At 67.3% G+C, this 12,740-nt stretch carries 11 protein-coding genes; 6 read left to right on the plus strand and 5 right to left on the minus strand.

Annotated features, from left to right (window positions below; genetic code table 11):
• Positions 1–591: 591 nt before the first annotated feature.
• Positions 592–1,293 (plus strand): hypothetical protein, encoded by a 702-nt coding sequence (locus AB0H88_RS35715; protein WP_357652374.1) that lies wholly within the window; start codon positions 592–594, stop codon positions 1,291–1,293.
• Positions 1,294–1,545: 252 nt separating this feature from the next.
• Complete coding sequence (locus tag AB0H88_RS35720; RefSeq protein WP_357652376.1) at positions 1,546–2,286, plus strand: hypothetical protein; 741 nt, start codon at positions 1,546–1,548, stop codon at positions 2,284–2,286.
• 189 nt (positions 2,287–2,475) lie between these two features.
• On the opposite strand, the gene AB0H88_RS35725 is transcribed toward AB0H88_RS35720, so the two are convergent.
• The 5 genes from AB0H88_RS35725 to AB0H88_RS35745 all read right to left on the minus strand — a co-directional run bounded on the left by AB0H88_RS35725 (position 2,476) and on the right by AB0H88_RS35745 (position 7,599).
• Complete coding sequence (locus AB0H88_RS35725) at positions 2,476–2,787, minus strand: hypothetical protein (RefSeq protein ID WP_357652378.1); 312 nt, start codon at positions 2,785–2,787, stop codon at positions 2,476–2,478.
• A gap of 213 nt (positions 2,788–3,000) precedes the next feature.
• Positions 3,001–4,788: a sugar-binding domain-containing protein gene (locus AB0H88_RS35730; RefSeq protein WP_357652380.1), complete on the minus strand. Its 1,788-nt coding sequence runs from the start codon at positions 4,786–4,788 to the stop codon at positions 3,001–3,003.
• Between the two features lie 35 nt (positions 4,789–4,823).
• The gene (locus AB0H88_RS35735) at positions 4,824–5,663 is read right to left on the minus strand and encodes a carbohydrate ABC transporter permease (protein ID WP_357652382.1); all 840 of its coding nucleotides are present in this window, start codon (positions 5,661–5,663) and stop codon (positions 4,824–4,826) included.
• Positions 5,660–6,589 carry a sugar ABC transporter permease gene (locus tag AB0H88_RS35740; protein WP_357652384.1) on the minus strand — a complete coding sequence of 310 codons (930 nt, stop codon included), beginning with the start codon at positions 6,587–6,589 and terminating at the stop codon, positions 5,660–5,662. The genes AB0H88_RS35735 and AB0H88_RS35740 overlap by 4 nt, the downstream gene beginning before the upstream one ends.
• The gene (locus AB0H88_RS35745; protein WP_357652386.1) at positions 6,586–7,599 is read right to left on the minus strand and encodes a LacI family DNA-binding transcriptional regulator; all 1,014 of its coding nucleotides are present in this window, start codon (positions 7,597–7,599) and stop codon (positions 6,586–6,588) included. Before AB0H88_RS35745 ends, AB0H88_RS35740 begins: the two co-directional genes overlap by 4 nt.
• Positions 7,600–7,729: 130 nt before the next feature.
• Here AB0H88_RS35745 and AB0H88_RS35750 point away from each other — a divergent pair, with 130 nt between their 5' ends.
• The 4 genes from AB0H88_RS35750 (at position 7,730) to AB0H88_RS35765 (ending at position 12,737) form a co-directional block, all read left to right on the plus strand.
• Positions 7,730–9,190, plus strand: coding sequence for an extracellular solute-binding protein (locus AB0H88_RS35750; protein WP_357652388.1), 1,461 nt, complete (start codon positions 7,730–7,732; stop codon positions 9,188–9,190).
• A gap of 33 nt (positions 9,191–9,223) precedes the next feature.
• Entirely contained in the window at positions 9,224–10,648 is a 1,425-nt protein-coding gene (locus AB0H88_RS35755) for a sulfatase-like hydrolase/transferase (RefSeq protein ID WP_357652572.1), read from the plus strand.
• 409 nt (positions 10,649–11,057) lie between these two features.
• Entirely contained in the window at positions 11,058–11,783 is a 726-nt protein-coding gene (locus AB0H88_RS35760; protein ID WP_357652390.1) for a peptidoglycan-binding protein, read from the plus strand.
• Between the two features lie 60 nt (positions 11,784–11,843).
• Positions 11,844–12,737 carry a peptidase inhibitor family I36 protein gene (locus AB0H88_RS35765; RefSeq protein ID WP_357652392.1) on the plus strand — a complete coding sequence of 298 codons (894 nt, stop codon included), beginning with the start codon at positions 11,844–11,846 and terminating at the stop codon, positions 12,735–12,737.
• The last annotated feature ends 3 nt before the right edge of the window (positions 12,738–12,740 follow it).

Below are 12,740 nucleotides of genomic sequence, written 5' to 3' on the forward strand. Positions count from 1 at the left end.
CAGGACGAGAGCGTGCCTAACCTTCGATGAGAACGCTCTGCCGCAGGAGCATCCTCCGCCGGAGAGCTTTCGGAGGTGTCCGCCGAGAGCCGGGCAGCGTGGGCGTCACGTGCGCCCGTCCATAGTCCGCGCCATTCCTGTCTTTCGGTGATCTTAAAGTAGTCCAGAATGAGGGCGATTTTGTCCCATTCTGGGACTGTCTTACGGTCTTTCAGCCATCCTCGGAGAGTACTGGCCTTTAGGCGTAGTCCTGGCGAGTTTTGTTCGCTATACGTTTGAAGCTTAGGAAGCGTCCCCTTTCCCTTGGAGTCTATGAGGTGCGATAAATGATCATAGAAGGCGTTGATCGGATCCGGGTTGGACAGCATGGGCGGCAGTCTGCCAAAACTGGCGCAACATGGCGACCTGGACAAACTGCCCCATTGGCGCGCGAATCGCGCGGACTCGGCGCGATTCGCCGGGCATTTCGGATTTCGCCTTGCGAGTGCGACGGTCGGCTGCCAAAGTTTCCACGGTCGCCCGACAGCGGCGACATTTCCGAACACGCACGCCATCTCCGCCATTTTCCGACAATTCACCATTCGGGGAAGTATGTCGCGTTTGGTGGAGGCTGCGAAGAACAAGGAGGGGATGTTCGTGAAGGTCTCCGCACACCTGCGAACCGCCGTACTCGCCGCCCTATCTGTGCTCCTGGCCGGAGGACTGACGGCCAGCGCCGCGCCTGCGGCGCTCGCCGGAACGGCCTCCGGCCCTGCTCCCGAGCCGGAACGGGACAAACTGCTGATGTTCTACGACACCAAGGCGACCTGCACCATCATGACTAACTACGGTCAGCCGACCGTAGCCTGGCAGACCACGGCGGGCACCCATCTGGTGTGGCGCTACAACATCGACGCCACCTGGGCGATGATCTCCCAGCCGTCGCGCAAGGACTCCGCCGGTTTCCCATGGTGGGGCGTCACCCAGCGTTCCTGCCTCGGCAACTCCATCAAGCAGAAGGATTACCCCACCGGCGTTCCCGTCCCAAGTTCGATCCAGATGGGACGCTCCCAGCAGGAGGACGGATGGCGCCCGGTGCAGTGGAACGTCCCGGCCAGCCCCATCGTCCGACGAGGCGTCAAGGTGACGCGCAACGCCACCCTGCGCGACCCCGCCCACTTCGTGATCGGCAACGTACCGGCCACCTGGCAGGTGGACCTGACGGCTACCCCGTCGCCCACTGACTGGTGGGTCAAGGTGTACGTGCCGGCCCTGAACCGTTGGGGCTACATCGAGCGAGTCGCCCTCTCCTAGCCAACCCAGCAGCCGCCTCGACCGGAACCCGGGTTGTTGGCCTTCTCAATGGGCCGCGTTCCGGTCGGAGCACCCTGCGTCCTTCGCGATCGGGGCCGCGTCGGCGGCCGATCTGCATGACCGCCGCACGTCCCGCAGGTCACCGCTCCTCGGCGACATGGGTTCTCCCAGCCGACGGCAGACGCCCGGCTGACGGAACTCCGGGCCTGCCATTGATCGACTCTCACCTCTGGCACTCGTAAAGGAAACGATATGAGCCACATCCACATCCGGCCCTACAGTCGAACGCTCATCGCAATATCGGGCGTCCTGGCAATGTCGCTCCTATCGGCGCCCGTAGCGCTGGCAGGGACCGCCTTCACGACCAAGGACGGCGCCATTCCCAGCCCTAACGAGGGCAAGGATGAGCTGGGCGCCGGCGCCCGCATAACGAACCGCCCATTCGGCTACTACCTCGGCCGGATAATGTCCCAGTCCACATTCGTTCAAGTAGGCCCCAGCCAGCTGAACCACGCCTACGGCCGACTCCAGGGGGCCGGAGTCAACATGTGTGGATGGATCCACCTGAGCGCCCGTGGCGCCCGTACCGGAATTCGCCCGAACAGCTGCTCCACCAGCACAGCCAACAGCATGTGGCAACGCACGAACATCGGTACGAAATTCAGCAAGCCGGCCGGCACCAAAAAGCACAGCGGAGTCCCCACTAAGGTGGCGACCGGCCAGGGCAAAGACTGCAGACTCTATTACAATTACTTCACCGGAACGAACTTCACTCGTGGCGCCTTTCGTGACCCCGCGCACCCCGCCGAGCAGATAGGCAAAAGGTCAGGCCAGATCAATTACCGTTTTCAGACCCTGGACGGCAAAGCCCTCGTCGTCCTGGACGAAGACTACGGCTGGGGATTCATCAGACCAGAGTGTGTGACGATGCTCGACGCCAAAACCAACCAGCCGATCCCGACCTTCAACGACCCTGACCACAAGAACCGATAACACTCTCCGATCAGTTCAGTGGGCCCGTAGCGCCCAGCGTGTTCTGACCTGCCCCCGGTCGACTCGCTTGCGTCGGCCGCGGACAGGTAGGGGTCACGCACGACGGTTGCACAGGTTGAATTCGTAGGGTCCGATCATGGGTTTCTGCCTTCGCTGCAACCACCCTGGACGTCATCATCACCGGGTGGATCAACTGGCCGGCAGAGTCCACTTTCCACCTTTGCAGGCGGGCGGGCCGAAGGTGAAACGCCGTCCACTGGCCGTGTCGGCCACGATCACGTCTTCGACTCCTGCATGGAGGCAGGCTCCGGATACGACCGCGATCCGCGTCGATTCTCCGGGTGGAACCTGTCGGCCGTCGGTCGCGTCGCCAAGCCATTTCACCGACACGGTCTCACCCGTGCGGTTCTCGAGCTCCACCCATCGACTGGTGCGTGGCTGGCAGGCGGTGAGGGCGACGATCAACACCGCGAGTGTCACCGACCAGATGATTTTTCTCACGAAACCCCCTTGGCCGGCAGATGTTCGTCTTTCAATCAAGCATGTGCCGGCCTCCGGTGCCACCAGAGGCCGGCACATGTCTGTCATCACGGCGATGTGGTGCAGTAACAGTTCTCGGCGTCAGGACGCAGCGGGCCGAGCGCTGGTTCGAGAAGCCGATTGCGCGGCTCCGATGCCTTCCGCATTTCTTGCGCGACGGTCATTAACGGCATGTCACGCCTGTTCGATGGCGGCCGGACGTAGCTGGGCCGCGCGGATTCGCGAGACGTCCAGCTTGCTCGTACGGTCGAAGCGATAGATGCCGTTCTGTTCCTGGAAGACGTCGGTCAGCTGCGTGTAGCAGTAGCCGAACATCCTGGGGTCGTCCAGCAGGATGCCGGCCAGCCCGGCGAACCGCTGCTGGAGTTCCTCCTCGCTCGCGGGGCGTTCGCCGTATCCCCAGGAGCGCTCCTCGGGGCGCAGGTCCGGGTTCCACCAGATGCCCCCGAACTCACTGCAGAAGTACGGCTGGCCCTGGTACGGCACCGACCATGCCGTGCCGTCGGGATCGACGTTGACGTACGGCGTCCCGTCGGCCAGGCCCGCCATCAGCTTGCCGAACACCTCCGGATCCTGCTCGTAGCAGTGCGAGTCGTAGACGTCGGCGCCCGGAACCCGGTGCGCGTAGCCGGAGGCGTCGACCACCGGGCGGGTGCGGTCGGCCGCCTTCGTGGCCAGGTACATCCCCTGGGTGACGTCGTCGAGCACGGTGATCTGGTCGGTCAGCCGCTGCCAGGTCTCGTTGAGCGGGCACCAGCCGACGATGGACGGGTGGGAGTAGTCGCGCTCGACGGCCTCCAGCCACTGGGTCACGAACGACGCGGTCGGTCGCTGGTTGTCTCCCGAAGGCCCGCCGGTGTTGGCTCCCCAGTCTCCGAACTCGCCCCAGACCAGGAAACCCGCCCGGTCGGCGTGGTACAGATAGCGCTCCTCGAAGACCTTCTGGTGCAACCGGGCGCCGTTGAACCCCGCGGCCACGGCCAGTTCGATGTCATGGCGCAGCGCCTCGTCCGTCGGCGCGGTCATCAGGCTGTCCGGGTAGTAGCCCTGGTCGAGCACGAGCCGCTGGAAGCGGACCGCGCCGTTGAGCAGGACGGCGTGCCCGTCGATGGCGACCGAGCGGAGCCCGGCGTAGCTCGTGGCGGTGTCCACCACGGCGTCGTCGCCGTCGAGCAGGTCGATGCGCAGGTCGTACAGGTGCGGATCCTCGGGAGACCACAGCCGGACCCGGTCGGCCGGCAGCGCCAGCCACACTTCGGGGGCCAGGTCGAGGTCGGCGCGCGCCGTCGCGCGCACGAGGTCACCGCTCTGGTCCGACAGCGTCACCTGGACCCGGTGCCCCGGACGGTTGGCCGACACCGGCACGGTGATCCGGAACGCGGACGCGGCGACGTTCGGTGTGATCCGTGGCCGGCCGAGGTGCGCGTCGGGCACGGGCTCGCACCATACCGTCTGCCAGATGCCGGTGGTGCGTCCGTAGCGCGCGCCGGTGCCCTCGAAAGTGACCGCCTGCTTGCCGCGCGCCTGCGGGCCGGTGCGGGGGTCGCGGGCGCGCACGACCACGGTGTACGTGTGCGCCGGGTCGGCCGCGGCGGCCAGATCACAGCTGAACGGGGTGAACCCGCCCCGGTGCCGGCCGGCTTCGACACCGTCCACCCAGACCGTGGCGTCGTGGTCCACCGCCTGGAAGTGCAGCAACACCCGCTGCCCGGCCCAGCCTTCCGGCACCTGGACGGTACGGCGGTACCAGACGGCCGGATGGAAGTCCGGGTCGCCGATGCCGGACAGCGGTGCCTCCGGGCAGAACGGTACGACGATCTCACCGGTCAGGTCCCGGTCGACCAGGCCACGCTCAAGTCCGGAGTCGCCGGCGTCCCGCTCGAACTGCCAGGCCCCGTTCAGGCACTGCCATTCGGTGCGGACGAACTGCGGACGCGGGTATTCAGGACGCGGAATGCTCACAGTGCTCGCTTTCTCGGTGGAAATATCGGGAAATTTCAGGACTTGACGGCGCCGGCGATGCCCTCGACGAAGTAGCGCTGCAAGGCGATGAACAGCGCGACGACCGGCAGCAGCGAGATCGTCGCCGCAGCGGCCATCCCCGACCAGTCGGTGGTGTTCTCGCCGACGAAGGCGAGCATGCCGACGCTGACGGTGCGCAGGTCGGGCCGGGAGAAGGTGAAGACCAGCGGCAGGAAGAAGGCGTTCCAGGTGGACAGGAAGGTCAGCACGGTGACCGTGGCCGTCACGGGCTTGGCCAGCGGCAGCATGATGCGGAAGAAGACGGTCGCGAACCCGGCGCCGTCGAGGAGCGCGCTCTCGGTCAGTTCCTTGGGTATGCCGCGGAAGTACCCGACGTAGAGCAGGATCGCCGCCACGTGCGCGGCGCCCGACATCGCGAGGACCATGCCGGTCAGCGAGTTCAGCATGCCGAGCCGCTGGGCGAGGTCGACCAGCGGGATGATGGTGTATCCGGCCGGGACGAACAGCGTGGCGATCAGGACGCCCATCACGATCCGGCGCCCGCGGAAGTCGTGGCGGGCGATGGCGTAGCCGGCCATGGCGCACCTGACGACCACGACCACCACCGTGCACACCGTGACGATCACGGTGTTGAGCAGGTATTTCCCGAAGTCCGCGCTGACCCACGCGCGCTCGTAGTTGTCCCATGCCGGATCGCCGCCGGGCAGCAGGTCGAGCCCCTTCGTGAACACCTCGGCCGACGTCTTCAGCGACGCGGAGACCATCCACAGGAACGGGTAGATCCAGATCAGGCAGCCGATGGCGAGCGCGGCGGCGGCCAGCCACCAGGGCAGTCGGCGCAACATACGACTCATGCCGCGCTCCTGGTCCGGCGGGTGGCGCGCATGGCGAGCAACTGCAGTAACCCGACAAGGCAGACGAACAACCCGAACAGCACGGCGGCCGCGGAGGCGTACCCGAGCCGGGGGATCGTCGCGGCGAAGGCCCAGCGGTAGATGTACACTTCGATCACCTCGGTCGAGTAGAACGGGCCGCCCCCGGTCATGGTCAGGACGAGGTCGAAGACCTGTAACGACGCCTCGATCGACAACAGGGTGATGATGACCAGGAAGGGCTTGAGCAGGGGCACGGTGATGTGCCGCAAGGTAGCCAGCGCGCCGGCGCCGTCGAGGCGCGCCGCCTCGTACACCTCGTTCGGCACGGTCTGCAGCGCGGCCAGCCAGTAGACCAGGGTGATCCCGAACCACTTCCACACGTACACGGCGATCGTCGTGCCCAGCGCCGAGGAGGACTGCCCGAGGAAGTCGATGCCGTCCGGCGCCAGACCGGCCTCGCGCAACGCCAGGTTCACCGGGCCGCTGGCCGGGTCGAAGACGAACTGCATGACCACGCCGACGATCGCCGTGGTGGTGACCACCGGCAGGAACAGGGCGGTACGGAACAGCTTGCGCAGCGGCATGCGGGGCGAGTTGAGCACGATCGCGAGCAGCAGGGTGGCCAGCACCTGGACCGGCACCGCGAAGACCATGAACGTCAGCGTCAGCCGGAACGAACTCCAGAACATCGGGTCGGCGAGGACCTCGCGGTAGTTGGCCACGCCGATGAACGACGGGCTCGCGTCGAACCCGTTCCAGTCGGTGAAGGAGTAGATGTAGCTGCCGGCGATCGGGTAGACGGTGAACGCGCCGTACAGCAGCACGGTCGGCGTCAGGAACAGCCAGACGTAAAGGGTGTTGCGGCCGCGGCGCGGGCGCGCCGCGGAAGGGATCGCGACCGTCATCCGCTCGCTCCGACGACGCCCGTGGTGCTCTGGTCGACCATCAGCCGCCACGGCGCCTCAAGCTGGACGGCCGGGCTCTTGTCACCCTCGATGCGTGCCAGCAGGCGGGTCACGGCGAGCTCGGCGATCCGCTCCTTGTCGGGCGCGATGGTGGTCAGCGGCGGAGTGGCGAATCGGCCCTCGTCGATGGCGTCGAACCCGACGACGGCGACGTCCTGCGGCACCCGTAGCCCTCGGGCCAGCACCGCCCGCATCGCGCCGAGCGCGAGCAGGTCGTTGTAGCAGAACACGGCATCCGGCGGCTCGGCCAGATCGAGCAGGCGGTCCATCGCCTGGCGGCCGTCCTGGCGCTGGTAGCGCCGTACGGGCACCGTCAGCTCGGTCCGCAGGGGCAGCCCCGCCTCCTCCAGCGCCTGCCAATAGCCCGCGGAGCGGTGTGCCGCGGTGTTGCCGTGCGGTTTCTCCACCGCGCCGATGGCAGCGATTCTGGTCCGGCCCAACGCGGCCAGGTGCGCGGTGGCGGCGCGGGCGGCGGCGGTGTCGTCGATGGCGACGTGGTCCACGCCCTCCACGCTCACCTCACCCAGCGTCACCGCCGGGCACTTGCCCGCCCAGTCGCGCAGCTCGTCCTTGGTCAGACCGAGCGGGCTGAAGATGAACCCGTCGAACAGGGCCGACCGGTCTCGCCGCATGACGATCTGCCGCTCGCGTTCCGCCACGCCTTCAGTCCGGTCGATGAGCACCGTGTATCCGCGCTCCTCGGCGCGGTCCACCACGTGGGCGGCCAGTTCGGTGAAGTACGGCACGTCCAGCGGCAGGACGAGGGCCAGCAGGTTGGACCGCCCCCGGTTGAGGCTGCGCGCGGCGAGATTGGGCCGGTAGTCGAGCTCGTCCAGGGCCTGTTGCACCTGGGCGCGGGTCTCCTCGGCCACGTAGGCGAAGTTGTTCACGACGTTGGAGACGGTCCGCACTGAGACTCCCGCCCGCCGCGCCACGTCACGTTGTGTCACCACAGTCGTTCATCCTCCTAGTTGCTAAGAAGAGTCTTGCCACGCGGCATGCCGCGTGGCAAGAATGAATTTGCCACGCGGCAACATTGTTGAACCCATTCTTCACGCTGCGAGGTGGAAGGCAGGACCGATGAGCGGGATGACTCGGCGGGGATTCCTCGCCGCGGCGGGCACTCTGGCCGCCGCGACGGCGACCGGCGGATGCGGCGCGGGCGGTGGTGGCGGCGCCGGAGCCGGCGGCAACTCGCTGACCTGGTGGGACCACCAGAACCAGCTCCAGAAGGCGAAGGCGGAGGTCTTCGCCAAGTTCGCCAAGAGCCCCGGCGGCGTTCCCGTCCAGTACACCTACTACAACCCGGCGAAGATGGGCCAGGCGCTGCAACTGGCCAAGCAGAGCGGCCAGCTGCCGGACATCCGCACCAACGCCGGCCTCAACCTTCCCGCCGCGGCGCTCGTCGCCGCCGGGTGGGCTCAGCCGCTGGACCTCAGCGACGCGGCGAAGGCCCAGGTCAAGGACTCGCTCATCGAGGGCCTGCACGTCTTCGACGGCAAGATCTACGCCTTCCCCATCTTCAGCCACCAGACCTACTCCACGGTGACGTGGTTCAACACGGAGCTGGTCGCGCGCGCCGGGCTGGACCCGGACGCGCCGCCGAAGACGTACGACGAGTTCCGGGCCGCGGCCCGCGCGGTGCAGAGCAAGGGCGGCGGCCAGTCGTACGGCTGGGTGTGGAACATCGGCATGCCGATCCGGCTCGGCGACCAGGTCCACGACCTGGCGCAGGCGGCCGGTTTCGCCGGGGGCGGCGGGTTGAGATACCAGACCGGCGAGTACGCCTACCACGCCGACGAATACCTCGACGTGATCGAGTTCCTGATCTCGCTGCGCCAGGACAAGGTGGTGGTGCCGGGCGCGAACTCCTGGCTCGACGACGTGGCACGGGCCCGATGGACCGCCGGGATCGCGGCGTACTACTTCGACGGCCCCTGGTGCCCCGGCGTGGCGCTGAAGGACACGCCCGGCTTCGGGGACAAACTCGGCGTGGGGCCGATTCTGGTGCCTGACGCGGGCACCACCGTGGCCACGTACCATGTGCCGCAGCCGGGAGACTACTGGTTGTCACCGACGACCAAGAAGGCCTCGGCGGCGAACAAGCTGCTGAGCGACTACTTCGCCACCGAGGAGTACTCGCGCACGATCGCCGGGACCATGTCGCAGCCCCCACGCGACATCTCCGTCGTCGACCAGTCCTCAGCGCACCCCGCGTACAAGAAGCTGATCGGCTGGTTCAAGGAGAGCGTCTTCCTCGCCCCCGAACCGATCGCCGGCAACAAGGACCTCCAGCGCGTGCAGGTCGAGTCCAAGCCGGTGACCCCCGGCCTCGGGGACATCGTCCAGGGTGCGCTGACCGGCGATGTCAGCGACGTCCGCGCGGCGTTGACCAAGCTGTCCAGCGACAGCGCCAAGCAGCGGGACCTGGCCATCGCGGCGGCCAAGAGCAAGGGCGCGCAGGTCAGCCTGGACGACTACGCCTTCCCCAACTGGAAGCCGCGGACGGATTACCTCAAGCCGATGTACGCGAAGCGCTAGCGGAGGCCGCAACCCGTGAACCGACCGAACATCGTGCTGATCATGACCGATCAGCAGCGCGCCGGCTGGACGGCGGCGAGTGGCTTCCCGCTGGACACCATGCCCTTCCTCGACGGGCTGATGAGCACCGGCGCCCAGTTCCAGCGGGCGTACACCACGTCTCCGGCGTGCGTGCCCGCCCGGGTCAGCCTGCTCACCGCACGGTATCCCTCCGCGCACCGGGTCCGGCAGAACAGCGCCGCGCAGCACGTGCTGCGCGGCGCCGATCTGGTGGACGTGCTGCGTGAGGCCGGCTACGCGCTGCATCTGGCGGGCAAGACGCATTTCTATCGGCAGCCCGCCGACTTCGACACCTTCGCCGCACCGTACTGGCACGATCGCGGGCCGACGGCGACGCCTGAGCAGGCACTGTTCGAGCAGTGGCTCGGCTCGCTCGACCACTCGGTCAGCCATGAGCCGACGCCGTTTCCGCTGGAGTGCCAGTTTCCGTATCGGATCGTCGACGCTGCGATCAGCGCGATCGACCGGACGCCCGACGACCGGCCGTTCTTCACCTGGCTGTCGTTCCCCGAGCCGCACAATCCGTACCAGGTCCCGGAGCCGTACTTCAGCCTCTTCGCGCCGGACCAGGTGCCCGATCGGCTGGTCGGGCCCGAGGGCGCCGAGCGCAAGGGCGGCACGTACACCTGGCTGCGCGAGCTGATCGAGGAGAAGCGGCCCGGCTACGACGCGGAGTGGCGGCGGTACCGCGCCAACTACTGCGGGATGCTCCGGCTCATCGACGACCAGCTGCGCCGGTTCTTCGCGTACCTGGGCGATCGGGACACGCTGGTGTTCTTCGTCGCCGACCACGGCGACTACGTGGGCGACTACGGCCTGCAACGCAAGGGCGCGGGCATGCCCGAGTGCCTCATGCGCATCCCGTACGCCGTGGCCGGGCCGGGCGTGCGGCCGATGGTCAACAGCGCCGACTTCGTCTCGCTCGCCGATCTGTTCCCGACGATCTGCGACGCTCTCGACGTCGAGATCCCGCCCGGCGTCCAGGGCCGCAGCCTGTGGCCCATGCTCACCGGGGCGCCGTATCCGGCCGGGGAGTTCGCCAGCGGATACGGCGAACGCGGGTACGGCGGGCTGTCCTATGACGTCGACGAGCGCCCTCCGTTGCATTTCCCGTACGAGGGCCGCACCTTCGACGAGCTCAACACCGTCACCCAATCCGGCACGACGGTGATGCTCCGGCGTGGGCAGTGGAAACTGCTGCTGGACGAGCGCGGCACCGGCGAGCTCTACGACCTGGACGCCGACCCCGCCGAGCTGGACAACCGGTACGACGATCCCGCGCTCGCCACCATCCGGGCCGACCTCACCACCGATCTCGCCCACTGGATGATCCGCGTCCGGGACGACCTGCCAGAGGCGGCTTACACCCTCAAACGCGCGCCACACAACTGGCGCTAGGCGCCCCGCCTCCCACTCGCTGCGCGCCGTCGGCCACTGTGTGTAGCCGCCGCCGATGTCGCCGCGCCTGCGGAGCGGGCCATTCTGCCGTCAGCTCCCGGCCGACGTCATAGTGCTCGATATGCCTGGTCAGGCCCTGTCAGCGCCACCGGGCCGCCTGTCAGACGGCGTACGGCCAGGGCTGTCAGATCGCATGTGGACAGGCTGACAACACCGATCTCCTTGTGGACACGTTGGGTAACCGGCGAAGTTGATTCCGCCGCCCAGCAACACCACCCCAGGAGTAACGATGAAGTTGGCCTCATGCGCCGCTGCCCTCTTGTCGGCCGCCCTGCTCACGTCATTGGCCGAAGGGTCCGTGATGTCGGCGGCCGAAGCGGCCGGCATGAGGGCCCTTCCGATCGTGAACATGGAAGCCACTGTCAAGGCGGCCCAGATCGACCCCAGGCGACCTGACAGCACGCTGACCCCGGGTGCCAAGGCCAGCGTGCTTCTCGTTGAGCAGGCGCTGCGCGACCGGCGCCTGCTCGACGAGAAGTGGGTGGACGGTTACTTCGGCTCCACAACGGTCACCGCCTATGCGAAGTACCAGAAGTCGCTCGGCCTCACCGGCCTTGACGCCAACGGGCTGCCGGGCAAGGCGTCGCTCACCAAGCTCGGCGCCGGCCACTTCACCGTCACCGCCGCCATCGACCCGGGCCCCCGGGTGTCCGCCGGCGCTGCCGTCATCAACACCCGTACACGAAACATGCTGGCCGAGGCGAAGCGCCTGCTCGGCCGCGATCTCCCGCTGGATCAGGGTTCGTACAACCCCGGCGGCGACCCAACGTCGGTGGGCACCCACGATGGCGGCGGCGTCATCGACGTCTCGGTGAAGGGGATGACCGCCGCCACCCGTACGGCGGTCTGCCGGACGTTGCGCCGTGTCGGCTTCGCGGCGTGGGTGCGCAGCCCCCAGCAAGGTGACTGGCCGTGGCACATCCACGCCGCCGCCATCAGCGACCCCAGCCTCTCCAGCCAGGCCCAGCACCAGATCGGTGACTACTACCTGGGCCAGAACGGGCTCGCCAACCGCGGGCCGGACGACGGCCCGAAGGTGACCATCCGCACCTGGGAGGAGTACCAGCGTCGCTGACTCCGCCAAAACTCAGAGCTCCGCAGACATGACAGACAAAACGGACAAAAGGAGAACGGCATGAACACGCTCACCAGGATCCTCACCGCCACGACCGCCGCGATGGCGCTCAGCGGAACGGTGCTGGCCACCGCGACGCCCGCCTCGGCGGCCAACCGCGACGGCGTCTGCGACACCGGCGAGTTCTGCTACTACTTCAACAGCAACAACCAGGGGTCGGTCTCCGACTTCACCGGATCGGTCTCCGACTACTCCACGACGCAGCCCACCTGCTACGACTTCAAGGGCCCCGGCGAAGGCAAGGGCAAGTGCATCAAGAACGCCGCCGCCTCCGCCTGGAACCGCAGCAGCAAGAAGGTCCGCGTCTACTTCAACACCGGCAATACCGGCACCTATCAGGACTTCGCCCCAGGCGCCAAGGCCAACCTGAACCCCAGCCTCAAGAACCAGAACGCCTCGCACGAGTTCAACCCGTCATCGACAACGCGCACCAACATGTCGTACGCGCTGTACGCGTCCTCCGGCGGCGGGATCAGCTGTGGCTTCGACGGTTACACCTCCACCTCCGGCCGGCATGAGGGCATCGACATCGCCCGCGGCATCGGCTCGGATGTTCACAACCTGGTGGCGGGCACGATCACCAATGTCCAGTTCGGATCCACCGGCAGGGCCGGACTGTCCACGATCGCCGTCTACAACTCCGCGGCGAACAAGACGGTGATCTACCTGCACTCCGCTCCGCGGTCCTCCCTGCGTGTGGGCCAGACGGTCAGCCGCGGCCAGATCATCGCCGACGAGTCGTGGCACGGGGTTTCGAGCAGTTCGTCCGCGCACACCCACGTCGAGATGCGCCCCGGACGGCAGACGCGGGCGTCCAAGAGCGTCGGCGACCCGACCCTGGAGAACCCGAACCCGACCTCGTTCTGGAACTCCCAGGGCTACAACGTCCGATAACGA

This window comes from Nonomuraea sp. NPDC050680 (assembly GCF_040654555.1).
Classification (GTDB): Bacteria; Actinomycetota; Actinomycetes; order Streptosporangiales; family Streptosporangiaceae; genus Nonomuraea.